Origin of the sequence: Tolumonas lignilytica, assembly GCF_000527035.1 — a bacterium.
GTDB lineage: Bacteria > Pseudomonadota > Gammaproteobacteria > Enterobacterales > Aeromonadaceae > Tolumonas > Tolumonas lignilytica.
The window spans coordinates 1487445-1512258 of the sequence record NZ_AZUK01000001.1 but is presented as its reverse complement, the minus strand read 5'-3'; the positions used below and the strand labels follow the sequence as shown (position 1 = coordinate 1512258).

The following is a 24814-nucleotide window of genomic DNA, read 5'->3' as shown; positions in this document are numbered from 1 at the left end:
GTGGAATACGGCAGTCTGTTTGAGCGACTGAGTGGTGAAGCGGTTGGTCGTGATATGCGGTTGACCGAGGCGAGTTTGGCCGAATCAATTCTGAATCACATAGCCAAGTTGTTGCAGACACGGCAGGGTACCGTCCTTTGTCTGCCTGACTATGGATTGCCTGATTTAAATGATGCGAATGCCAGTCGATATGACTCGATCAACCGGATTTGTCGCCATGTGGAATGGGTTATCAATAGTTATGAGCCTCGTCTGACGAATGTCCGTGTCACACATGATTCTGAGGTGGCAGGGGCATTATCCCTAGCTTTTCGTATCACGGGGATGATGCAGGTGGATGGTTTAGTGTCTGCGTTGACTATTGGTGTGGATGTGTTAGGTCATGCTAGCTTGAGGTTACAACGTGTTGTTTAACCAATATTTCCAGAATGAATTACTGGCCCTGAAAGAATTAGGTCGGGATTTTTCTAGGAAAAACCCAGCCTTGGCACCGTTTCTCAGTCAGGATGGTCGCGATCCCGATGTTGACCGATTGTTTGAGGGAGTCGCTTTTATTGCGGGGCGGCTACGACAAAAACTGGATGATGAATTACCGGAATTAAGTCATTCCTTGCTGCAACTGCTGTGGCCGAACTATTTACGTCCCTTGCCCAGCTTTAGCATGCTGGAATTTAAACCTGCGTATCAAGTAAATCAGGTACCCAAGATCCCTAAAGGAGCGGGTTTATCCTCTCGACTACCTCAGGCGACCACAGCGAAATTTCTGACTTGCTATGAGACCGAATTATCGGCATTGCAAATCAGCGCAGTCAACTTTTATCCGCAAGGCGATGCCGGTGTCCTTCAGATGGCGTTTATACCAATGGATGCTGTCACTATGGATGATATTGCATTGACATCACTGCGCTTGCATTTTTCAGGGGAGCGAGCCATTGCCTGTTCGCTGTATTTCGGGGTGTTGCAACTAACGCGACGCATATCCTTAATATTGAAAGATGAACAAGGATTGTTGCTGGAAGAGGTAACACTGGCTCCTGAAAATATCCGACCGGTTGGATTTGGGAAAGAAGAACGGTTATTGGATTACCCATTGAACTGTTTTGATGGTTATTTGTTATTACAGGAATATTTCGCATTTCCTCAAAAATTCTTATTTGTTGAGATTGAGGGCTTATCGGTCTTACAGCATTGTAAACAGAGAAAACAGGCTTACTCTATTGAGTTGCAATTTGAGTTATCTCGCTTACCGATGTTGCATTTTCAGCCTCATAAGGAGCATGTGCATTTACATTGCTCACCTGTTGTTAATGTCTTTAAAACCCATGCGATCCCTATTCGTTATGATCAGCGACAAACGGAATATCGCGTTATCACTGCCGAGCCAGCATCCCTCACGACTCATATTCTTTCCATTGATGCGGTAACAGGTTGGTTACCCGGTGAACTTGGAGTGCGGAACTTTTGCCAATTTGAAAGTTTCCGTTCGAAGGTGGACATAAAGGAACATGCTTATTACCGGGTGCGGTATAAACCGGGTATTGGCCATTATGATACAGAAGCCTGGCTCAGTTTTAATAACACTCGCGTGAGCAATCAAATAACAGAAACCATTTCTGTTGATTTGACCTGTTGTGATCATGCTCTGCATGAGCAGATCAGGATAGGGGATCTATGTGTTGCCGGCGATGGCATGCCGCAATATGCCTCTTTTCATAATATTGCGCCCTTATCCGTTAGCTACCCGCCGCCCATCGCCGGCGATACGTTATGGCGAATTATTTCCAACATGTCTCTTAATTATCAGTCATTAGCCAATGTACAAGCATTACGCGTGATATTAGAAACCTACGATATTCCCGGTTTTTATGATGATGTGCAGGTGAGGCGTACGCGGAAAATGCTGGATGGAATTAATCAGATAACGCAGGTATCAGACGATCGGATATGGCAGGGATTACCTATCCGAGGGATGCGAACGGAAATTGAAATGGATGTGTCTCATTTCCTTTGTGAAGGCGATATGTATTTATTTGCTGCAGTGTTGAATGAATTTTTCTGCTGTTTTACCGGTTTGAATACTTTTCATCAACTGCAGGTGACTGGTAGCGATGGGGCAATTTATACATGGGCACCGCGGATGGGGCAGCAAGTTCTGAATTGATGATGGGCCCTTTTGTCGGCTCCATCAGATGTTACAGCTTATTTCAAGCCATTGATTTATGTTGTAAATGGCTGGCGCAGACGAATCAACTTGATGAGGATCATGCTTATCAATTGATCTCGTTTGCTGGCAACACGTCTTTGGCCTTTCCGAAGGGGGATATTGAGGATGTCAGTTTTTATCTGGAACATGGTGTTATTCGGGCTAAGTTTGTCATTAATAGCATCAATTTGTTTGGTACGGGCTCACCCTTACCTGCGCATTACTGTGAACCCATTGCTTATGACGATGAACAAGGTCGCGTAATTCGCGATTTCATGGATCTTTTCAATCATCGGTTACAGGTGCTGATTTATCCCATTTGGAAGAAATACCGTTATTACGTGCAGTTTAAACCAGCTGCAGACGATATGTTTTCAGCGAGGATGTTTGCACTGATTGGATTGGGATATCCAGAGTTACGGAGTAACAGTCTCATTGAATGGTCTCGATTATTGCCGTATCTGGGGTTGCTAAGTATTAAGGTTCAGTCAGCCGCCTTGTTGGAAGCAGTGCTGCGTTATTACTTCAACCATAAGACATTGATGATCGAACAGTGCGTGATCCGGCAAATTACGATCCCTGCTGCACAACGTAACTGTTTAGGTGTCGCAAATCATCGAGTGAGTCAAAGTCTGCTCTTGGGTGACCGCATTGCGGATCGTCAGACTTCTTTCCGTATTCATATCTGTGAATTGGATTGGGATACGTTCCACTATTTCCTTCCCATCGGTAAAGGCTATGTCGTGTTGCGGCAGTTGGTGGAGTTTATTTTACGAGAGCCGTTGGCGTATGACTTAAGTTTGTCGATGCCAGCGCAATCGTCGCAGGCATTCGTGCTATCTGAAAATAATAAGTGCCGATTGGGATGGACCACATGGTTCGGACTTTACTCTCATGAAGGTACGGTAACTATCACGGGTAATATCAATGATAACTATTAAATTAGATGAGCTGATCAATGCTCTGTCCATAACGGAAAAACAGGCACTGGAACAGGCTGCAAATTACTGTGTCTCGCGATTGGGAAGTGAAATATTAATTGAAGATTATCTCCTCGCGTTGCTGGATCACCCTGACAGCTTATTAAACAAGGTATTGCTGCAATTTTCGTTAAGTGCTGACCGCCTACGCTCTGCGCTGTTGCAGTCGGTGGAACGGCAAAAAACGGAAAGCCGTAATCCGGTCTTCTCACCCTTGCTAGTCAGTTGGTTAGAAGAAGCGTTTTTAATCGGGAAATTACAGCTGCACGACAGTACTATTTCCAGCATCGCCTTGTTACTGGCGATATTGGATCATCCGGAGAAATACGCTCAGACTTGTTACCGTCAATTTTTCTCGGATATTCCTCGTGAACAATTAATGGCTTTGGTTCACGGATTGCAGACTGACGCATTGTCTCGTGTCGAGTCAGCTGGTGTCGAAACTGCATTACAACAGTTCACAAAGAGTTATACACAACTGGCCAGAGATGAAAAACTAGACCCTGTCTTGTGTCGAGAAGAAGAGGTTCGCCAGGCGATAGATATTTTATCCCGTCGTCGGAAAAATAATCCTATTTTGGTTGGGGAGGCTGGGGTTGGTAAGACGGCGATCGTAGAGGGGTTGGCACAGCAAATTATTGCCGGACAGGTGCCGCCTTCATTGGCGAACATTGAATTATTAGAACTGGATATTGGTCTGCTTCAAGCCGGTGCCAGTGTGAAAGGTGAATTTGAACGTCGCCTTAAGGCTGTCATTGATGAAGTGAATACGGCGATTAAACCGATTGTCTTATTTATCGATGAAGCGCACACCCTGATTGGTGCTGGAGGATTGGCTGGAGGGAGTGACGCCGCCAATTTGCTGAAACCGGCATTAGCGCGGGGTTCATTACGGACATTGGCGGCTACGACCTGGTCAGAGTATAAAAAATATTTTGAAAAAGACCCTGCATTGGCTCGTCGATTCCAGCCTGTTCATGTCTTGGAGCCAACCATTGAGCAAGCCACAACCATTCTGCGGGGGTTAGTTTCCCGTTATGAAACGGCGCATGGTGTCTATTTGCGGGATGATGCGGTGGTGGCGGCAGCCGAATTATCTGCACGATATCTATCTGGGCGTCAATTGCCGGATAAAGCCATCGATCTGCTGGATACTGCCTGTGCCAGAGTCAAGAACAGCCAACATACACCCCCCATGTGTTTGCAGAGCATTGCCACCTCTTTGGCTGAAACACGGCGTCAACAGGCTGCATTATTACGTGATTCAAACCATGGCTTAGTGGTGTCGACAGAACTGTTAGCCGAGTTGGAGCAACAGATCCCACAGCAAGAACAGGAATATGCGGCACTATTTTCTCACTGGCAGGAACAGCAGTCTCTGATCTCCAAGTTGATGATGCTGCGGCAACGTTATAACCCTGCATCACTTGATGGTTCTGATGAAGGGCTCGCAATGGCGAGCGATACATCCGCAGAAGCTCTTCTCGCACTCCTCACAGAAAAGCAACGATTACATGGCGTGCTGATGCACTATGAAGTTACTCCGCTGGTTGTTGCGGAAGTGATCTCCAGTTGGACTTCTATTCCGGTTGCAAACTTAATTGAAGCCTCATCAGCTCAAATTATGGAATTTGCCGATCGCTTACGAACCCGGATCCGAGGGCAGGAGCATGCGGTGGCCTTGATTGAACGGGCAGTAAAGGCCACCGCAGCCGGGCTCGGGGAGCCGCAGGCACCGACGGGGGTTTTCTTATTGGCTGGGCCCAGTGGTGTCGGGAAGACCGAGACTGCGGTGGCTGTTGCTGATTTGCTGTATGGCGGAGAGCGTTTTCTGACGACGATCAATATGTCTGAATTTCAGGAAAAACATACGCTCTCTCGCCTGATTGGTTCACCGCCGGGTTATGTCGGTTATGGTGAAGGTGGCATATTAACCGAGGCTGTTCGTCAACGCCCTTATTCCGTCATTTTGCTGGATGAAATTGAAAAAGCGGATCCGGATATTCTGAATCTCTTTTATCAGATTTTTGATAAAGGTATGGCCTGTGATGGCGAAGGTCGGACGATTAACTTCCGCAATACGTTAATTTTTATGACCTCTAATCTGGCAGCTGAACAAATCAGCAAACTGTCTGCCGAGAATCCGTCTGCATCCTGTGATGCCATAACAGAAGCGATCCGTCCGTTTTTGGCACGCCATTTTAAACCTGCACTGTTAGCCAGAATGAATATCGTTCCGTATCTGCCTATTACAAATGAAGTGATGCAGGAGTTGGTTTTGCTGCGTCTGCAGAAATTGGCGACACGGATGGCACCTCGTGGCATTACGCTTACCGTTGACGATACGGTGATCCATTCTCTGGCTGACAATTGTATTCGCACAGATACGGGTGTGCGAAACATCGATTTCCTGGTGAATCATTATCTCTTACCTGCTATTTCCGACCGGGTGTTAACGGCACTGGCACAACAGGAAACGATCCGCGATATCCATGTTACCCAGGATGATAGCGGTAATTTTGAACTCATCATTGGGTAAATCGAAAAATGATTATGACAACGAATAAGGCCATTTCACGGCCAGAGCCGGATAATCCATATGCGTTAATTGGCAGCAGCCCATTAATGAAACAAGTTTATCGTTTGATATCCAAGGTATTGCACAGTGATGCCAATATCTTGTTAACCGGGGAAACCGGTACTGGTAAAGAGTTGGTAGCGCGGGCCATTCATGAATACGGACATCGGCGAACACAACCGTTTGTCGTACAAAACTGTGCCAGTTTGCCGGATGGCCTGTTGGAAAGTGAATTGTTCGGTTATAAAAAAGGCGCGTTCACAGGGGCCGATCGTCATCATCAAGGGATGTTTGATGCCGCCAATAACGGCATTTTATTCCTGGATGAAATTGGTGATCTTCCTCTGACGCTGCAGGCAAAATTATTGCGAGTATTACAGGAACAGGAGGTCCGTCCGCTCGGCGATACCCAGTATCACAAGATTAATGTCCGGGTGATTGCTGCGACGCATCGTAATCTTGAGGCCATGGTTGCGCTCGGCGAATTTCGCAGTGATCTCTATTATCGGTTAGCCCATTTTCCCATTGAATTGCCAGCGTTACGTGATCGTGGTGATGACATTCAAAAACTCGCGGTTTCATTTCTGGATGAAAGTGCGCGCAGAGAGGGGCGTACAGGGCTTCATCTGTCTGCAGCGGCTGAAAAAGCACTGCAGAGCTATGATTTTCCAGGAAATGTCCGTGAACTGAAAAGTATGATCGAGCGAGCCATTTTGTTGGCAGATGATACGGAGATCATTGAACGTTCGCACTTCCCTAATATCCCGGAGACCAACACGTTTTCGGTTGGCTCGGCCTCACCGCACGGAGGTGTCTTGAAAGAGCTGGTGGATCGATTTGAGCGTCAGCTTCTGATCGACAGTCTGAAAAAATATCGTGGCAACCAACAAAATACGGCTGATGCACTGGGCGTAGCCCGGCGGACGTTGCTCTACAAACTGAGTAAATACAATATTAATTCTCGCGACTGGAGGGGCTGATGCGTTTTGTCATCTTGTTATGTCTGAGCTGTTTATTAGTAAGTGGTTGTACTAAACGAGAAGGTTATCGTTATCTGGGTGATACGGAACCGAATCAGTCTGCCAGTCTGAATCAACAGGAGTAAGGTATGCAGTTGATTCTGGATTTAGTCAATGCAGCAGAGCCATCGGCCTCCCCAAAAAGTTCTGTCACATTTCAGCAGGCCGGAGGTTCTATTGGCCGCTCAGAAACTGCCACCTGGCAGTTATCGGATCATAGCCGGCATATCTCCGGTGTTCATGCCGAAATCAGTTATGAGGAGGGCGTTTATTATCTGACAGACCGTAGTACCAATGGCACTTTCGATGTCGGCAGGAATGCCCGCTTGCAAAAAAATGCAGAGTATCCCATTGCTCACGGTGATCGTTTCCGTATGGGCGATTTTATATTTAAAGCACGGATACTGGTGGCGGCAGATCATTTTTCTCATCAAACACTGGGAGCTCCGGAAGATATTGCTCATCTCATTCCGGATGATGAATTTTTGGCGGAAGATCCATTACTGCTGTTAGATAAGGCTGAAACGTTATCAGATGATTTTGATTTAACAGAAACAGCGATGAGAAATGACGATGTATACCTCTTGCATGAATCATCGAGCGATCTGGATTGTCCAATACCCTCTGCCACGTTGTTCTCTACGTCACACAAGCCAATTGAAGCCGCTGAATTGGCTGAATTAGATATTACCGATCCGATCCCGCTGCGCCCCATTCCCGCTAAAGACAATGTGTCGTTGTCTGTTGCTTCCGAACCTATGAGTGCGCAATGGTCGAATGCGGAAATGCATCTGATGCAAGCCCTTGGAGAGTCTCTTGAGTTTGATTTCAAGCAATTGACATCGGAGCAATGTGAGCTGGCATTACAAAACTTAGGTTTAATGATCAAACAGACGATTCAGGGATTACAACAGGTTTTACGTACCCGGGCTGACATCAAAAATAAATTAAGACTGGGCGGTACCATAGTCCAAGAAAGTAGCAATAACCCACTGAAATTAATGGGTAATTATACACAAGCTCTGAATTGTATGCTGCTCGGACAAATGGGATATCTCTCGGGATCGCAGGCTGTTCGTCAGGCATTAAAAGATATTCAGGCTCATCAGGTGGCGAGTTTTGCCGCTAGCCGAACCATGTCCGATGCGGTTTTTGATCAACTGTCACCTACTCGACTGACCTATCGTTTTGAGAACGCGGGCAAAGCAAGTCGCTGGGGCAATAAAGCGGCTTATTACTGGCAGCAGTATCAGTTACATCATCAGCAACTGTCGAGCGATCAGGAATGGCGGCAAAGTCAGTTTATTCAGGATTATGCTCGGGTTTATGAAGAACAGACACAATACATCAATGCGGCTTGGTCAGACGTGTAATAACCGGTGATGACATGAAAAAAGTGATAGTAATAACTGTGGTCGGGATCTTGCTGGCTGCTTGCAGCAGTCGTCCTGCCTCTACCTTATTGGATCTGACCATGACAGCGACGTCGGATTTGAATCCAGATTTGGCCAATCGACCCTCACCGATGGTAGTCAAACTGGTAGAGATGAAATCGCATACTGCTTTTGAAAATGCCGACTATTTTGCTCTGGTCGGTAATACGAAAAACGTACTGGGCCCTGAGTATGTTGCAGAAGAAGATCTGCCAATCCGGCCGGGAGAGGAAAAACAATTCAAGCTACGTCTGCACGCAGGGTCTCGCTTCATTGGGGTGATTGCGGAATACCGAGCGCTTGATAAGGCTATCTGGCGATATGTTCTGCAACCCCAAAAGGAGGATCACACAGATATTCATCTAAGCTTAACGAAAGATGCCATTCGACTGATGAATCGCGAACAAGAAAACAATAAAAAACAATAAATTAGATGTGAATGTTGGTCACTTCCCTAGTTGGAAAAGAGCACTGTGGCCAATATTCGCCGCCCTGCATGCATAAGTGACAGTATGGATACGTTATTGCCAGTGTTACAACATGCAACAGAAATAATAAAGAAATAAACGGGATAAAAATGGATAAAGTCGTTTGGCGCGAGGGGATGCTATTGCGACCGCAGCATCTTCAGCAGCAAGATCGTTATTATCAACAGCAATTTAAACAGTTATTGCAGACTGCAAGACCGCAGAATTGGGGATTTTTTGAACTTGAGATTGATCGACAATATCTCATGATGGGAAAAATTGTCGTGGCTCGTGCGGTGGGTATTTTACCGGATGGGACTTCTTTTCAAATAGACCCCTATGCTCATCCCACCCTTGATGTGAAATCCGGTGTGTATGATGCACTGGTTTATCTGGCGTTACCCTTAAGTGCGAGTAATTCGGTTGAGAATCGCTTGGCGGACGAAAAGCAGGTGATCACGCCTTTTGTCAGCTACGAATCACAGGCATATGACAGCAACTATGGAGCGCAGAACAGTTGTACCGTCTTGTATTGTCGTCATGACTTTCGTCTGCTGATGGAACAAGAGACAGCCACGAATGGTTTGTTGGACGGGCTCAGTTGGCTTAAGCTGCCATTATGCCGAATTTCTGATGTCAGCACCGACGGTGTTGTGACCTTAGATGAATCTTTCCAGCCCAGTTTCTTGCATTTTGGCGAATGCGCGCAATATCAGGGTTATTTACGTGAGTTGGTTAACCTATTGGCTCACCGGGCAGAAACACTGGCTGAACGCATGCGGGAAGGGGGGCGCTTCGGCGTATCCGAACTCGGTGATTTCGTGATGTTGATGCTGATGAACCGGTATGAACCCCGGCTTCGTCACTTGCTGCAGTTAAAACAGACGCATCCTGAGCGTGTGTTCATGGAAATGGCTGCGCTCTACGGTGAATTATCTTCATTTGGTCATGAAGGCCGACGTCCGCAAAGTGATGTGAGCTATACCCATGCCACACAATATGCCTGCTTCAGTCGTGTCATGAACGAATTGCGTCAACACCTGAGCCAGGTTATCGAACAGCATGCGATTGAATTGCCATTACAACCCAGGAAGTACGGCATTCTGGTTGCACCGCTGCAAGATAAAACCTTACTGCAGCATTCTCAATTTGTTCTGGCAGTTCAGGCAGATAGCGAACAAGAGCAGCTAAGGAATCGGTTGCCTGCACAGATGAAAGTGGGTCCTGTAGAACTGATCCGGCAAATGGTGAATTTACATTTACCGGGTATTCCTGTGCGGCCGCTATCGACGGCACCCCGTCAATTACCATTTCATGCCCGACAGGTTTATTTCTCATTGGAACTCGATGCAATGATGTGCGCCCAACTGGAAAGTTCCGGTGGTTTTGCGCTGCATGTAGCCGGTGAATTTCCCGGATTACAACTTCATCTCTGGGCAATAAGGAATAACTAGATGGCAAGCGTAAATTTAGAACATACCGTATTTCTTGGCCATCAGGAAAATGATGACGCGGATGTTGTTGTTCCGTTGCCCAAGATGACTGTCAATAAAACAGCACGTTATCAGCAATTGGATGATCGCATGCTGCATGCGGCCCGGTTGCGGGAAGAAAAGGTACTGCATGTCGGTGTGAACCCACTCCTGATGGCAGCATCGCCCTTATTTCAGGCGATATCCGAGGTATCCATCGAGAGTTATGCCGCGCCAGCAGGATTAAAAGAAGAACTGGTTAAACGGATCAAAGAGTTTGAATTCATGGCGCTATCGCAGGGGTGTGATAACACGGAAATCATAGCTTCTCGTTATGTGTTGTGCACGGTCTTAGATGAAGTGGTGGTCACGAAGCCGTGGAGTTCGCATCTGGATTGGACGAAAAACAGCCTGCTGATTATTTTTCATAATGAGGCGAATGGCGGAGAGAAACTGTTTCAATTACTCGACAAGCTATCACGTAATCCGACTAAACATATCAATATATTAGAGCTGATTTATGTCTGTTTAAGCCTGGGGTATGAAGGCAAATATCGGGTTTTGCAACGCGGGCTGGCAGAGCTGGAGGCCATCCGAAATAGTCTCTATCGCCAGATCCGGCTGATTCGTGGCGATCATCCCAAAGACCTGGCGATTAACTGGCAATCAACCGGTACAGGCAAACAGAAATTGCCAATCTATGTTCCGGTGTGGCTGATTCTGGTGATGGCGTTGTGCTGTCTTGGATTGGTGTATGCGGGTTTTGATTATGTATTGGATCAACAGACGCACGTTGTTACCGAGCTGTATCAAGATGCTGCCCAGCAACAAGGACATAACGCACAATGAAAAATTTTTTCCGTAGATGTATCCATACCATACAACAGACCTGGTGTTGGACCCTGCTTCTGATATTAATGGGGTGTGTGCTGGTTTTTGAGGTCGGTCCATTGATCGCGGTTGCCGGGCATACTTTTCTGGCCGCACTGAATATCCGGTTCTTGGTGATGAGCTTGCTGTTGGCGGGCTGGCTGGTGGCTTTGCTGGTGGCAAAACCCTTGCAAAAACATCGCCGCCGCCGCTTGCTCAATGCTGAGCAACTGAAAACAGAATTGCAAAATGACGAACAGATTGATGATGAATTACACATTCTGAAAGAGCGGTTGAATAAAGCGATTCACGTGATCAAACACGCCAGTTTTTATGGGAAACGACGTACTTCGCGTTATGAGCTTCCGTGGTATTTACTAATGGGGGATCAGAATAGTGGGAAAACCGCATTGTTGGAAAATTCGGGGGTCGATTTTCCTCTGAATAAAGCAGATGAACGGATAACTAAAGATATCGGTCAGACCCGTTATTGTGACTGGTATTTTGCCAATCAGGCGGTAATGATTGACGCGAGCGGTCGCTACATGTTGCAGGAGGAACACTCCGTAGCGGCGACTGTTTGGCCACAATTTTTGCAAATGCTCTGCCAAAAACGCCGTCGTCGTCCGCTGAATGGGATTGTGTTTACGCTGGATGTCGGGCAACTGTTACGTCAGCATGAAGGGGCTTTGGAACAGTATGCTCGCACGGTACGGGGACGGATCCAGCAAATCCAAGCGGCATTATCTTCCGATATTCCTGTCTATCTGGTGTTAAGCAAAGGCGATTATCTCGATGGCTTTAATACGTTTTTTGATCAATTGAGCAAAGAAGAACGGGAACAGATTGTCGGTGTGACTTTCAAAGAAAATAGTGATGGAACACAAGCGGATGTTTTGCACGCTGAATTTGAAGAGCTCATTCGGCGTATTAACGACATGGTATTATCGCTGATTCACCATGAACGTGATGTCAACCGTCGAGGTGAAATCATCCGTTTCCCGTTGCAGTTTGCTGCCATCGTTGAACCATTGGCGCTCTTTGTTGAAATAGCCTTTGGTCGCAACCGTTACCATTTGCCAACCCGGTTACGCGGTATTTATCTCACTAGTGCACCGCAGCTCGAATCGCATCAACCCTTGAATGATTCCACCATCAAGATCGGCCGAAATTTGGGATTGCAACGGGAGTTACTGCCTTTCTCGGCAATGAACAAGGGATTTTTTATTCGCCGGGTGTTGGAAGATATTGTCTTTACGGAAGGTGATTTGGCGAGTGTCGATACGCGTTATGAACGGGGCATTCGCTGGACGAATCGCTTTGCCTGTCTGAGTGCCTTGGTTATCGTGCTCGGGATCGGTTCAACATGGATGCGAGTGTTTTACGACAATAGTTCACGTCAGCAACAGCTGCATGACCTTTATACCAAGGTAGAAAACGAGCAACAGAAAATTCCTCCCGTCTCGGATGCCTCTGCCTTGTTGCCTGTCCTAAAAACCTTGCGTCAGGCAACCGAAGTGTATCCTCCCAGTAACCGAGCAGACTGGATTTATCGCCTCAGCTTGTATCAGGGGCATCGGATTAATCCGGTTGTTGAACATGCCTATGAACAGCAATTGCGTCGGCTGATGTTGCCCAAGCTCAAACAACTTCTGGAGGAGCAATTACGAGCCAGCACCGATGATCGGGATTATTTGCTGAAAGCACTGCGCGCCTATCTGATGTTGCACGATCCCTCTCATTTGGATAACAACTATTTACGGCACTGGATCAGTTTGTCGTGGGCCGATCTCTATAGCGGACAGGCGATGTTACAAAATAATCTGCTGAATCATCTGGATACATTGCTAAGCATTGGGTTTCAACCAATAGACATTGATGCGCATCTGGTAGAAGACACGCAACATGTGCTGCAGCAAGAATCACCTGCGAAGTTGGTGTACCGCATGATTAAAGAAGATCCGTTGGCCGTGACATTACCTGCGGTGCATTTTGATGATGTGCAAGGTTTGCAGTATCACAGTTTTATTGGTGGTGATTACGGTATTCCGGGGTTGTACACGCAACGAGGTTATCAGGATGTATTTTTGCGTAAAGGGCTGACCTTAATCAAAGACATCATGCGTGATAATTGGGTCTTGAGTTCATCGACAGATATGAGTGAACAGGAATGCCAAAGGCTTTATGCACAGGTTGAGAATCTCTATTTTCAGGACTACATCAGCTATTGGAATGAAGCCATCGGACAGTTGCAGTTAAAGGCAATGAGTGATGTCACGGATGCTAGTAACACATTGAACAACCTCAATAATAATCAGCCGATACAACGTATTCTGGCACTGATCCGCGATAATACTTTATTTAAGCTCCCGGAATCGGTTACGGATGCAGCTGAGGCAGGAGCATTGAAGAAAGCCGGGAAGGGCAAACTGGCACAAGCTCTGGTCGCTCAAGTGGGGTCAACACTGGACGAAGCGCAAAATAAGGGACCAAAACAAGCATTGTCACTGAAGTTTGCTCCCTTCCATCAATTGATCCAGGCAAATGGGACTCCGAACTCAGCATTGGCGGATGCAATGAGTGCATTGAACTCGCTGCAAGCCCTGTTTTCCGGGCTTGCTCACGCCCCGGATCTGGAGGCGGCAGCTTACCAGATGGCCAGTAATCGTATGTCAGGGCATCCGGACGAATTAACCCAAGTACGTATTGTTGCTGCAAGACTGCCTGAACCTATCCGAACCTGGCTGATGGATGTCAGCGATCAGGCATGGCGTCTTATCCTAGATCGCGCTGCTGAGTATGTGCAGATGCAATACCGTACGGATGTGTTGACCGCCTATGAAAATACGATAAAAGGACGCTATCCCTTCGTTGATGCAGCAAAAGATGTCACGCTCGGTGATTTTAATGAGTTCTTTAAAAAAGGCGGAATACTGGACCAGTTTGTTGCCGGTCCTCTAAAGCCCTTCTTTCTGGTGCGGGGGGGAGAGTTATTATCCCGTTCCATTGATGGGCAGGGAATTCACCTCAGCCATCTTGCATTACAACAATTCCAACGGGCAACACAAATTCAGAAAGCCTTCTTTACTGAGGGAAACGGACAGACGTCTGTGAGTTTTAAGGTTCAACCTCAGGAGTTGGATCCCAGTGCTCTGAAATCGGAATTTGTGTATGCCGGGCAATCGCTGGTGTATCAGCATGGGCCGATAGTACCGGTCGATCTGAACTGGCCAATGGTACAGGGAAATAGTGTTGCTACGCTGAACGTGCAAGATTTGAATGGACAAGAAAGTATGCTGACCAAACAAAGTGGTATCTGGTCACTGTTCCGACTGTTAGATCATTGCCACGTCGAAGCCTTAGACGGAGAAGATCAACTGAGAGTGACGGTCGAAAATAAGGGGATCCACGCACAGTATATTTTCTCCAGTAATCACAGTCCGAACCCGTTGCAACGAGGGCTGCTGGCAGGTTTTGAACTGCCAGAGCATTTGTGATATAGCCATGTTGACACGTAGTTCTGCTCGTTATTGGTCATCGGCAGCAGCAACCTGTGCGGGTAACATTAGAGTACAGAATGAAGATACGTATCTAATGAATGCAGAGCGTGGTCTCTGGGCTGTTGCTGATGGCATGGGAGGGCATCAGCAGGGTTGGTTAGCCAGCCAGTTGGTCACGGAATCGTTATTGAATATTCCGTGGGAGCCTGATCTCGATAAACGACGAGAGTCTGTGATCGATGCTCTGCAATGGGCCAATTTTCATCTGAGTTGTGAACGAACACTGGTTAACCCTCGACAGATTATCGGCTCCACCATCATGACCTTGCTGGCACAACCGGGACGGGCTACCTGCATCTGGGCCGGTGACAGTCGCTGTTATTTATTACGGCGTGGCGTTTTGTTTCAAATCAGCGAAGATCACAGTTTGGTACAGCAATGGGTTAATACCAAACGGATCACGCCGGAAGCTGCGCTGCAACACCCGCTCAATAATGTGGTAACACGGGCCGTTGGGGTGGATAGGGAATTAGTATTGGAAAGTGCGGAACTGCAGTTATATCCCGACGACATGCTATTGCTCTGCACTGATGGGCTTTATCGGGAATTATCAACCGGAATAATTATCCAGTGTCTGAGTACCTTGGAGCCGGGGAAAGCCGTGCAGATGTTGATGCAGTATTCCTTATCCGGTACAGCGCGCGATAACCTCACGGCTGTCGTGGTGCGGAATAATTCATAACCAAAACAATATCAATAATAAAACAGAGGCATGGGATGGATATAGCTCTGTTAAATGACGAAATTTCCAGTGCGCCGTTGTCACCTAATTCTATTACGCGGTCGATGCTGGCTGGGCGTTATTTACTACAAAACATACTCGGCATTGGTGGCATGGGAGTCGTGTATCGCGGTATCGATACACTGGTGCAGTCTTTCGGTATTAGTCATCAAATCGCCATCAAGATGTCATGTGCGGAACAAGACGATGATGTGAACGCGGATAAACGGTTGTTTATGGAGTATGTCATTGGTTCAGGGTTGAAACATCCTAACCTGGTGGCGATCCGTCATTTCGATGTATGTCGGGAACAGCATAAGGCATTTCTGATCATGGACTGGCTGGAAGGCTTGCCTCTGGAAGAATTGTTATATCGCCAGGTGATACCGACAGAAATGGCCTTACATTTTGCGAAACAGTTGGTTGATGCCGTTCGCCATTGTCACGCTCAAGGCATTGTGCACGGAGACATTAAACTGGCGAACATTATTATCTCACCAGCTAACCATCTTACCTTATTTGATTTCGGGATCAGTCGCCAGATATATCAACCTGTCTCTGCTCGTCAGGTCGTTCGTGCCTGCAGTTGTCGATATGCCGCACCGGAATTATTTGAAGAAAACTTATCGACGATGACAACCGATGTGTTCGCTGTGTGTTGTGTACTCTATCGCCTCTTTAGTGGGAAACATCCATTTCAGGATACAACCGACGAGGCTGCAGCTCGGGGCGACATTATAAAACCGATCTTTAACCGACGACATCCATTCGATAAGGCCCTTTTGCAGGGGTTGAAGTGGTCCCATCAGGAGCGTAGTTGCAACCTGGATACGTTACATCAGGTTCTGGCGCAATTGGATAAAAGTGACTTAAAAAAGAATTGGTTATCGTAATTTCAAGGAAGACATCATGTCGGTATTAGATAATCTGCAGGGGAATGACTTCCGTCCCGCTTCTGATGCATGTCAGTTATGGAAAGCAAATGAATCGCGATTTTTCCTTACGTTGGCAGCGGGTTATGACATGCAGGTATTACGGTTTACTGCGGCAGATTGCTTGAACACACCATGGGTGTTGGAGCTGACGCTTGTGAGTGAACAAGCTGCGATTAATCCGGAAGTACTGCTTGGAACCCCCGCCATATTCATGCTGGTAGGCAGTCACGGTAAAACTTATTTTCATGGGCAGGTCTGGCAATTTCGGCGACAGAGTCAGGGCACGCGTTTAACACAATATCAGTTGGTTATGCGGCCGACATTATCTTGGCTCTCGCTTGGACAAAATCAACGGATTTTCCAGCACAAAAGTGTGCCGGATATTATCAAGCAACTCTTTCAGGAGCACCATATCGACAGTGAGCAGGTGCAGTGGCGACTCAATGCGGTTTATGCGCCCCGAGAATATTGTGTGCAATATGGAGAAAGCAATCTGCAATTTATCACCCGATTATTGGGTGAAGAGGGGATTCATTATCATTTTGAACATGATGAGCATGGCAGCCGACTGATATTAGCGGATCATTCGTCTGGCTGGAGTGACCGCTTGTTAGTCGCGCAGTATAAACCGGGAACTGGTCAGATAGCAGATGAAGAGACTTTACAGTCCTTTTGTGTCAGGCATGCCGTTGGTGCCAATATGACTAGCCAACGGGTATTTGACTTACACCAACCGCAACGGCGCTTGGATGTGGTTCAGTACGCCTCGTCGGGAGTAAAATCGGGCAGTGAAGTAAGCAACTTGCGTCATCTGAATCACTATGTGTATCAAAGCGATGAGTATCATACAGCGGCAGTACAGAGACGAGTAAGGCAACATTTAGAAGCCTTACAAAAGGAACAGATTTCAGCCAGCGGAAACGGTAATTTGTCGCAATTATATAGTGGTGGACTACTTTCCATCAGCGGACATTCCCGAGCAGACGTGAATGCGTGCTGGTTACTGACGGACGTGAAACTTCGAGGCGAACAGCCTCAGGTTCTGGAAGAGTTTAGTAATGGGCAGGCAACGTTATGCAGTGATTTCACCGCTATTCCGGCAGAGACGTCGTGGCGTCCTGATTGTGCTTTACAAAAAACACGATTAGGTGGTGTGCAAACTGCGACAGTCACCGGCCCGGCTGGAGAGGACATCTATACCGATGCACTGGGCCGAGTTAAGGTGCAGTTTCATTGGGACAGGGAAGAGCGGCGTGATGAACGGACTAGTTGCTGGATCCGCGTCATGCAGGATTGGGCGGGTAATGGTTATGGTGTAACCCGATTGCCACGGATAGGCCAAGAGGTACAGGTGAGTTTTGAGGAGGGAGATCCTGACAAGCCGTTAATTACAGGCTGCCTGCATAATGGCGCTAAGATCCCTCCTTGGCAGCAACCAGAACACATGACACGCAGTGGTATTCGGACCTGTTCCAGCCCAGATGGCAAGGGAACGAATGAATTGCGATTTGAAGATAAAAAAGGCCAAGAAGAACTGCGCTGGCAGGCAGAAAAGGATTGGGATGCCAAAATTCTGGGCTGCAGTCATAGCCAACTAGATGGAAGTCATGCCCGTACGATAGGTGGTGATGATTACCGGGAGGTGCGTGGGGAACAACATATTACACTCGAAGCGCGGCATCAGAAGGTTATCAAGCAAAGTCAACACGGCACGATCCATGGTAATCACGCGCAGCATGTTCAGCAGATGAGTCTGATTCAGGCAGAGGAAAGTGCCGTTTGGCAAAGCGAGGATCGTGCAATCTATCATGCCGGAGCCGAATTAGTACTGCAGGCCGGAGGTAGTTTTATCAAACTGGATCCCGGCGGGATCACGCTTAGTGGTTCCGTTGTTACCCTGAACCAGGGAGGAGGTGCCTTTACTGCGGGTAGTGAAACGGCCGTCTTGCCGCATCGGCCCGCAGGCGTGCATAGCAGCGGGAGCGGTAATATACCCCAGACGAGAGCCCCAGAGCCGGTTGAAAATCGTGCGGTAAAAGCAATCAATGAAATTATTTATTCAGATTGAGAATGCCAAATATAGAAACATCCGCGTATTCACCCCCTTCAGTTGATGGCAATGCGTGACTGCTTATACCTTCATTTGAGCCGGGCAAAGCTCTATATGGACGTTTTTGCTCGTGCTTTTTTGTCAAAAGTGACTTTCTTGTCATTTTTTTGTCACAAAAACTTAATTTTGCTTGCTACGTCACAGGAATAAAGGCTCCGCTCCAGGGCTTCTTAGCATAAGCTGAGCGTGTTTTTACAGCCTGTATGACGGGAGTTCAAACAAGGCCTTCGATGCGGTTCCTCCCGTGGGGCATGGTTGCGTAACAGCCATGTAGATCGTTGACATTCCATCCAGAAAATCAGATGAACTTTATAAACTTAACCTTACGACAGGCTGTTTCATATTCTCGCGTACAGGAATTTTTTAGCTGGAACTCCGGAATTTTGTTCCTGCTGGCCTTGCTGATTAATATTTCGCTGGGCTACGAATTACATGCGATCGATGTTGTAGGCTTCTTTTGCTTTTTGTGTTTACTGGAAAGGGTGTCTCGGCGCACATTCAAATACCTGCTGATTGCCAGCGCTCTGGTTGCGGCCTGCTACTTTCCGTTTGGTCGTACTTATGGCGCCCCGAACTTTAATAGCATTCTTTCGCTTTACTCATCCAATCCGGAAGAGGCGGGTGAAATATTGCGGGTTTTCCCACTTTGGTACTATCTGGTTTCATTAGGCATTCTGGGAATTACTTTGCTGGTGTTGCGGTGTCCGGTTCGGGTGTTTCCGCGTTGGTCTGGTCAGCACTCTTCGTTGCTAACGGTGTTTTTGGCAATTTGGCTAGTTGCTCCAGTGAAAGATTTTTATGCAGAAGGCTCTTTTTCGTTGTTGAATGCCAGCTATCCGGTGTTCCGTTTCGTAAGAGATATCACCTTGATTAATATGACCGTTAATGCCGAACACCGGCGGATGCAAAATTTGTCTACCTTGCAGGATAACTGGCACGTTATTGCTGTAAAACCTAAACATCAGGTGTATGTGGTCGTGATCGGTGAGAGTGCTCGGCGTGATGCCTTGGGTGCATTTGGCGGCCAGTGGGATAACACGCCATTCATGAGTCATGTGAATGGTGTACTGTTTAATAATTATCTGTCGGCGGCATCCTCAACCCAGCGCTCTTTGGGATTGACGCTGACGCTGGTGGGTAAGGATGATCAGCCGCAATATCAGAACAATATTGTGACGCTGGCAAAACGAGCCGGATTCCATACCTATTGGTTTTCAAACCAGGGACAATTGGGGCATTACGATACGGCAATTGCCAGCATTGCCAAGCGGGCCGATAACGTCCATTTTCTGAAAAACGGTAATTTTATTTCGCAGGATACCCCAGACACAGATCTCTTGAAATTTACCCATGATGCACTGAACGAAAACACGGAAGCCCCCAAGCTGATAGTCTATCATCTGATGGGATCACATCCGAAAGCCTGCGAACGAACCCATCATCAATATGCGGCGTTTGTGGATAATGAAGAAATCTCCTGCTATCTGTTTAGCATTACTCAGACAGACAGTTTCTTAGCTTCGTTGTATCAGCAGTTGCAAAACAGCGGCAAGAATTTTTCGATGATCTATTTTTCCGATCATGGTTTAGCGTTTCAGGAGCGTGGTTCCAAATCGGAATACTTGTCACACGGCGATCAATTCCAGCAAAACTATCAAGTCCCGATGTTTATCACTTCCAGTGGCGATACTCGCCATCGTGTGGTCAAGGCGATGCGTTCAGCTAACGATTTCATGTCATTGTTTGCGGAATGGAGTGGGATCCGTAGCCGAGAAGTGGCACCTAAATATCATTTCATGTCGGAACAGCCGGGGCCACCGGTCTATGTGACGAACTTCACGCCCAGCCGGGTCGATTATGATAAGTTACCACTAGATCCTTTTGTTACCCGCGCTAATCCACCGTCATATACAGCATGGCGTTAATCTTGGCAGGCCATGTTTCATGGCCTGATCACCTATTGCGTATACCTAGACCAAAGCGGTTGGTTACGGCATCGTCACCTGCCAAATTCAGTGTGTTATTTCAGAGTTAACGTGACGTTAACAAGATGGCGCGTTATGCTCAAACAGATGTTATCTTGTATCCGTATGACATGATTGCTGATTTGTCTTTTTCGTATTTATTGCAATCGTCTTCCAGCCATGAGGTTTTCTATGTCGTTGCCATCGTCTTTGTCTGAAATCATCGAACAGTTAAGTGCTCCGGAACGAGTCTTCGCTGTACGAGGGATTCGGCGTGGTATTGAGCGTGAATCATTACGGATCACGCCAGACGGACGGCTGTCACCCCTGGATCATCCGCAGCAATTAGGTGCAGCCCTGACGCATGCCAATATCACCACGGATTATGCCGAAAGTCTGATGGAGTTTATTACACCGGTGTCCGATTCATTGGATGTCTTGCTGGCACAATTGGGGGATATTCATCGTTTTACGCAGCAAAATATTGGTGATGAACGGTTGTGGCCATTATCGATGCCCTGCTTTATTGGTGATGAAAGCACAATACGTCTGGCCCAGTATGGCCGTTCAAATGTGGGACGCATGAAAACCCTCTATCGACAGGGTCTGCATCATCGTTATGGCAGTATGATGCAAGTCATTGCCGGTGTGCATTTTAACTTCTCCATGCCGGATAGCTTCTGGAGTGAGTGGCAGCAGTTACAGCAGCCAGGATGTTGCCAATGCAAATTGATCTCTGACAGCTATATGGGATTGATTCGCAATGTCTATCGTTTTGGCTGGCTGATCCCTTATCTGTTTGGTGCGTCTCCGGCCTTATGCAGTTCATTTTTACAAGGCAGAGCGACGGGGCTGCCTTTTGAACGGGTTGGAAAGGGGACACTCTATTTACCGTATGCTACGTCATTGCGCTTATCGGATCTGGGATATACCAATAAATCGCAGGCCAGTTTGAATATTACGCACAGTAATTTGAATGATTATCTGGCTTCCGTTCGTCGGGCGCTCCACACCAAAGACAGCGGATTTGCGGCACTGGGTATAAAGGAAGGCGATGATTACCGTCAGTTGAATGATCATGTACTGCAATTAGAAAATGAACTTTACGCACCTATCAGGCCAAAGCGGACTCCGCGTTCCGGGGAGCGCCCTCTGATTGCGTTGGAGCGTCGAGGGATTGACTATATTGAGTTGCGTACGCTGGATGTAAACCCGTTTATGCCATTTGGCGTCGAATTGCAGCAGTTACGCTTTCTGGATCTGTTCCTGGTTTGGTGTTTATTGCGTCCATCGCCCGAGTTGGAGATGGCTGAAATCGAACGCAATCGCCACAACATGAGTCATGTCGCATTGGAAGGGCGGCGCCCTGGTTTGCAATTACTGACCGAGAAAGGTGAATTGCCGTTACGGGAATGGGGCGAGCAGTTGTTTGATGAATTACAACTGGTGGCCCAGTTGCTGGATCGGGCCAATGGCCGGGTACACTACCAGTTGGCGCTACAGACACAACGTGACAAGTTGCGCGACCCGAGCAAAACCTTATCGGCTCAGGTGCTGGATCAGTTGTTGTCGCAAAACCTGGATAATGCTGAGTTCGGTCGCCAGCAGGCGGAATTATTTCATCAACAGTTACAACAGGAACCGTTGCAATATTGGGAAGCCAATTACTTTAGCGATGAAGCGCAGGCGTCATTGCTGAAACAGGCGGAGCTGGAGGCAGACGATCATCAGCCGTTTGATGAATATCTGCAGCAATATTTACAGCTACCCAGCGTCAGATATTCGCCTTGCGGCTGATAGTAAAAATCTTCCGAATGGAATTATTACGATTATGCTTGTAAGGTAATGGGAGATCATGCGGACCGGATAAATGAGCTGGAAGTTCCACTTGCGCAGACTGACATCGCCATTTATATCGGCAGCCTTGGTATTGCTGCTGCTGATCAGTTTTGGTTATCCCGCCATGTTGCTGGATGCCAAAATACAGCGGCAGAACGAAGTGCGACTCCAGGTGGATCAATTAGCCCGGTATTTTGAACAGTCGATCGTCAACATCGATGCGGCCTTGATCGAAATGGAGTCGATACCGCGAAACTGTTCTGTCTACGTGCTCCGCAAATTTTATGCTTATCATGCCGGCCTTTCGTTAATTAGCGAATTTTCACTGTTTGACCCTAAGGGCATGCTGGTGTGTTCTAGTTGGCAAACCTCCTTCTTGCTGGGGCAGATCCCAGTCAATAGGTCGGCTCAGCGTATTGTGGTGCGGGGGCCGGTATCCGATACGTTTATGAATCAGATGGGGTTGCAGATTGGCCGCCGCGGGCGGGATGGCTATGAGAATGATGCCTTTCTGCCGTCGCAATCGCTGCGTGACCTCATGCTCAGTCTGGCATTAAAACCGGTTTTTCTGGGGCTGATTGACGCGCAAAGCGGTGTTCCGCTGGTATTGAATGGTGACTACTCCTTACCTGTGCATCTGTCGAAGCCATTGTTTCCGCTGGTTGATCGGCAGATGCTGGAAGGTCTCGGAGATAATCTGCGGGATCAGTATTGGTATGCCCGACCCTTACACTCGTTACCGCAACTGGTGTTGATGACCAGCGTAGAAACAGCGCAACTATACCGGGGAATTTATCTGCCGGGATGGCAGTGGTGGTTACTGGCGATCTTTCTGTTGGGTTTGCTGACGCTGTTTTTTGCCTTTTTACGTCAGAAAATCAGTGATCCAAAACGTCAGTTGCTGACGGCGATCCGCCAGAGGCAGTTTTTTAATGTCTACCAGCCGATCGTGGATGCTCGTAGCGGCACCTTGTTGGGGGTCGAAGTATTACTGCGCTGGCAGCACCCGGTGGCTGGTTTGATCAATCCGGCAGAATTCATTCCGATGGCCGAGAGTACCGGAGTAATAGTCTTATTAACCTCGCAACAACTGGAAAATGTGGCGAGAGAGCTGCAACCCATATTGGCGCAGCATCCTCAGCTTTATATTTCGTTAAACATTGGTGCACAACATCTGGGTTCGTCGATGTTTATTCGTCAGCTACTGGAATATAAAACGCATTTACCCGGGTTGAATGTCGAAATTACCGAATCGGAAATTATGGAGCACAATAATCCGGCGATCGTGGCGACCTTACAGCAATTACGGCAACAACAAATCGCGATTGGTATTGATGATTTTGGCACCGGCTATTCCAGTTTGGGTTATCTGCAGTCATTACCGGTCACACTGCTGAAGATCGACCAATCCTTTGTTGCTTCGATTGGTACCAGTGCGGTGAATGCGCCCGTGCTGGAAGCCATTATTCAGTTATCGCAGAACATGGATATCGATATTGTGGCTGAAGGAGTAGAAACCATTGAGCAGGCGGCCTGGCTGATTCGGCATGGGGTTTGGCGGCATCAGGGTTGGCTGTACGCAAAAGGTGAGCCGATCGATGCACTGATGGCGATACACTGGCCTGCCGCGGTTTGTCGGGACCTTCCGCAGTCAAAGGCCGGTGTATCCGGTTGAACCGATAGTTTATTTCGTCACCGCAGCAGAATGTGACTGATGCTGCCCAATCAGTTCTTGTAGCTGCGTTTCCGTCAATTGGGTATCCCAATCAAAATCTGCGTATTTGTGCATGCCGCGTTGCACATCGTCACGTTCAGCCATGGTTTGTAAATAGCGGGCTACATGCGGGAACTGACTCAGGTCTTGTTTCTGATGTTCATATAATGTGACCCACGGATAAATGGCCATATCGGCAATCGAATATTCGTCGCCAGCGACATAGCGTTTATCTGCCAGTTGTTTGTTGAGTACACCGTAGAGGCGGGTGGTTTCCTCGGTATAGCGTTTGATGCCATAAGGCACAATTTCAGGGGCATAATGGTTGAAATGGTGATTCTGACCTGCCATCGGGCCGAGGCCACCCATTTGCCAGTAGAGCCATTGTAAAACCGCATAGCGGGTTGGGCCGCTGGTGGGTAAGAATTGGCCGTGCTTTTCAGCCAGATAGGTCAGAATGGCGCCGGATTCAAAAATTTCAATGCCAGACTCATGATCGATTAAGGCGGGGATCCGGTTGTTGGGCGAAATCGCCAAAAAGCTGGGTAGGAACTGGTCGCCTTTGCGAATGTTGATGGGGATAACCTGATATGGCACATTGAGTGCTTCCAGCATTAAGGTGATTTTTTTACCGTTGGGAGTCGGTGCATAAAACAACGTATACATATCGGGCCCTTGTGATCACGGATGGAAGTGGACATCGTTTACTTTATCGCCATTACTTCTGATCGTAAACCATCTGTGAGTGTTTGCAGGGATATTTGAATAACACCACAGTTTCTGTAAATAAACCGCACAAAGCGTTAGCTGTGTCACAGACAAATAATCTGAAATTCTTGTGGAAAAATTATTATCACAAATAATGATTTTTTGTCTGCTTACTTTAATTTAATAATCCGCATATTAATTCCGTTAAATATCCTCCTCGCTAAAACCTTATATAGTTTGC

18 protein-coding genes are annotated in these 24814 nt (G+C 47.4%); 17 read left to right on the top strand and 1 reads right to left on the bottom strand.

Translation table 11 applies throughout. The features are described from left to right. The 17 genes from tssE (at position 1) to H027_RS18300 (ending at position 23826) form a co-directional block, all read left to right on the top strand. Positions 1-414 (top strand): type VI secretion system baseplate subunit TssE, encoded by a 414-nt coding sequence (gene tssE, locus H027_RS0107030; protein ID WP_024871778.1) that lies wholly within the window; start codon positions 1-3, stop codon positions 412-414. Next, the gene (gene tssF / locus H027_RS0107025) at positions 404-2161 is read left to right on the top strand and encodes a type VI secretion system baseplate subunit TssF (RefSeq protein ID WP_024871777.1); all 1758 of its coding nucleotides are present in this window, start codon (positions 404-406) and stop codon (positions 2159-2161) included. The genes tssE and tssF overlap by 11 nt, the downstream gene beginning before the upstream one ends. Next, entirely contained in the window at positions 2125-3144 is a 1020-nt protein-coding gene (gene tssG, locus H027_RS0107020) for a type VI secretion system baseplate subunit TssG (RefSeq protein ID WP_024871776.1), read from the top strand. The genes tssF and tssG overlap by 37 nt, the downstream gene beginning before the upstream one ends. Next, positions 3131-5722 (top strand): type VI secretion system ATPase TssH, encoded by a 2592-nt coding sequence (gene tssH, locus H027_RS0107015; protein ID WP_024871775.1) that lies wholly within the window; start codon positions 3131-3133, stop codon positions 5720-5722. The genes tssG and tssH overlap by 14 nt, the downstream gene beginning before the upstream one ends. Before the next feature lie 14 nt (positions 5723-5736). Beyond that, positions 5737-6741, top strand: coding sequence for a sigma-54 interaction domain-containing protein (locus H027_RS0107010; RefSeq protein WP_237657930.1), 1005 nt, complete (start codon positions 5737-5739; stop codon positions 6739-6741). Further along, positions 6741-6866, top strand: coding sequence for a hypothetical protein (locus H027_RS19235; RefSeq protein ID WP_272912532.1), 126 nt, complete (start codon positions 6741-6743; stop codon positions 6864-6866). Before H027_RS0107010 ends, H027_RS19235 begins: the two co-directional genes overlap by 1 nt. A 3-nt stretch (positions 6867-6869) precedes the next feature. Then, the gene (gene tagH / locus H027_RS0107000) at positions 6870-8153 is read left to right on the top strand and encodes a type VI secretion system-associated FHA domain protein TagH (RefSeq protein ID WP_024871773.1); all 1284 of its coding nucleotides are present in this window, start codon (positions 6870-6872) and stop codon (positions 8151-8153) included. Between the two features lie 14 nt (positions 8154-8167). After that, positions 8168-8641 carry a type VI secretion system lipoprotein TssJ gene (tssJ, locus tag H027_RS0106995; protein ID WP_024871772.1) on the top strand — a complete coding sequence of 158 codons (474 nt, stop codon included), beginning with the start codon at positions 8168-8170 and terminating at the stop codon, positions 8639-8641. 149 nt (positions 8642-8790) lie between these two features. Continuing rightward, positions 8791-10134, top strand: coding sequence for a type VI secretion system baseplate subunit TssK (gene tssK, locus H027_RS0106990; RefSeq protein ID WP_051448966.1), 1344 nt, complete (start codon positions 8791-8793; stop codon positions 10132-10134). Beyond that, entirely contained in the window at positions 10135-11001 is an 867-nt protein-coding gene (icmH, locus tag H027_RS0106985; RefSeq protein WP_024871770.1) for a type IVB secretion system protein IcmH/DotU, read from the top strand. Beyond that, positions 10998-14519 carry a type VI secretion system membrane subunit TssM gene (gene tssM, locus H027_RS0106980; RefSeq protein WP_024871769.1) on the top strand — a complete coding sequence of 1174 codons (3522 nt, stop codon included), beginning with the start codon at positions 10998-11000 and terminating at the stop codon, positions 14517-14519. The genes icmH and tssM overlap by 4 nt, the downstream gene beginning before the upstream one ends. 7 nt (positions 14520-14526) lie before the next feature. After that, entirely contained in the window at positions 14527-15264 is a 738-nt protein-coding gene (locus H027_RS0106975; RefSeq protein WP_024871768.1) for a PP2C family protein-serine/threonine phosphatase, read from the top strand. Between the two features lie 35 nt (positions 15265-15299). Next, on the top strand, positions 15300-16196 hold the full coding sequence (locus tag H027_RS0106970) for a serine/threonine-protein kinase (RefSeq protein ID WP_024871767.1): 897 nt from the start codon (positions 15300-15302) through the stop codon (positions 16194-16196). 16 nt (positions 16197-16212) lie between these two features. Continuing rightward, positions 16213-18306 carry a type VI secretion system Vgr family protein gene (locus H027_RS0106965; protein ID WP_024871766.1) on the top strand — a complete coding sequence of 698 codons (2094 nt, stop codon included), beginning with the start codon at positions 16213-16215 and terminating at the stop codon, positions 18304-18306. Positions 18307-18650: 344 nt separating this feature from the next. After that, a complete protein-coding gene (locus tag H027_RS0106960; protein ID WP_051448964.1) occupies positions 18651-20273 on the top strand; it encodes a phosphoethanolamine transferase in 1623 nt (540 codons plus the stop codon). A 231-nt stretch (positions 20274-20504) separates the two neighbouring features. Further along, positions 20505-22109: a glutamate--cysteine ligase gene (gene gshA, locus H027_RS0106955; protein ID WP_024871764.1), complete on the top strand. Its 1605-nt coding sequence runs from the start codon at positions 20505-20507 to the stop codon at positions 22107-22109. 73 nt (positions 22110-22182) lie between these two features. After that, positions 22183-23826 carry an EAL domain-containing protein gene (locus tag H027_RS18300; protein WP_081741417.1) on the top strand — a complete coding sequence of 548 codons (1644 nt, stop codon included), beginning with the start codon at positions 22183-22185 and terminating at the stop codon, positions 23824-23826. A gap of 9 nt (positions 23827-23835) precedes the next feature. On the opposite strand, the gene H027_RS0106945 is transcribed toward H027_RS18300, so the two are convergent. Continuing rightward, on the bottom strand, positions 23836-24531 hold the full coding sequence (locus H027_RS0106945; RefSeq protein WP_024871762.1) for a glutathione binding-like protein: 696 nt from the start codon (positions 24529-24531) through the stop codon (positions 23836-23838). Between the last annotated feature and the right edge of the window lie 283 nt (positions 24532-24814).

Excerpts from the sequence above, each read along its gene's own strand:
- tssH (WP_024871775.1), top strand. The coding sequence starts at position 3,131 with ATGATAACTATTAAATTAGATGAGCTGATCAATGCTCTGTCCATAACG.
- H027_RS19235 (WP_272912532.1), top strand. The coding sequence starts at position 6,741 with ATGCGTTTTGTCATCTTGTTATGTCTGAGCTGTTTATTAGTAAGTGGT.
- tssG (WP_024871776.1), top strand. The coding sequence starts at position 2,125 with ATGGGCACCGCGGATGGGGCAGCAAGTTCTGAATTGATGATGGGCCCT.
- H027_RS0106960 (WP_051448964.1), top strand. The coding sequence starts at position 18,651 with ATGAACTTTATAAACTTAACCTTACGACAGGCTGTTTCATATTCTCGC.
- H027_RS0106970 (WP_024871767.1), top strand. The coding sequence starts at position 15,300 with ATGGATATAGCTCTGTTAAATGACGAAATTTCCAGTGCGCCGTTGTCA.
- tssM (WP_024871769.1), top strand. The coding sequence starts at position 10,998 with ATGAAAAATTTTTTCCGTAGATGTATCCATACCATACAACAGACCTGG.
- H027_RS0106965 (WP_024871766.1), top strand. The coding sequence starts at position 16,213 with ATGTCGGTATTAGATAATCTGCAGGGGAATGACTTCCGTCCCGCTTCT.
- tssJ (WP_024871772.1), top strand. The coding sequence starts at position 8,168 with ATGAAAAAAGTGATAGTAATAACTGTGGTCGGGATCTTGCTGGCTGCT.
- gshA (WP_024871764.1), top strand. The coding sequence starts at position 20,505 with ATGTCGTTGCCATCGTCTTTGTCTGAAATCATCGAACAGTTAAGTGCT.
- H027_RS0107010 (WP_237657930.1), top strand. The coding sequence starts at position 5,737 with ATGACAACGAATAAGGCCATTTCACGGCCAGAGCCGGATAATCCATAT.
- H027_RS0106945 (WP_024871762.1), bottom strand. The coding sequence starts at position 24,531 with ATGTATACGTTGTTTTATGCACCGACTCCCAACGGTAAAAAAATCACC.
- tagH (WP_024871773.1), top strand. The coding sequence starts at position 6,870 with ATGCAGTTGATTCTGGATTTAGTCAATGCAGCAGAGCCATCGGCCTCC.
- H027_RS0106975 (WP_024871768.1), top strand. The coding sequence starts at position 14,527 with ATGTTGACACGTAGTTCTGCTCGTTATTGGTCATCGGCAGCAGCAACC.
- H027_RS18300 (WP_081741417.1), top strand. The coding sequence starts at position 22,183 with ATGAGCTGGAAGTTCCACTTGCGCAGACTGACATCGCCATTTATATCG.
- tssK (WP_051448966.1), top strand. The coding sequence starts at position 8,791 with ATGGATAAAGTCGTTTGGCGCGAGGGGATGCTATTGCGACCGCAGCAT.
- icmH (WP_024871770.1), top strand. The coding sequence starts at position 10,135 with ATGGCAAGCGTAAATTTAGAACATACCGTATTTCTTGGCCATCAGGAA.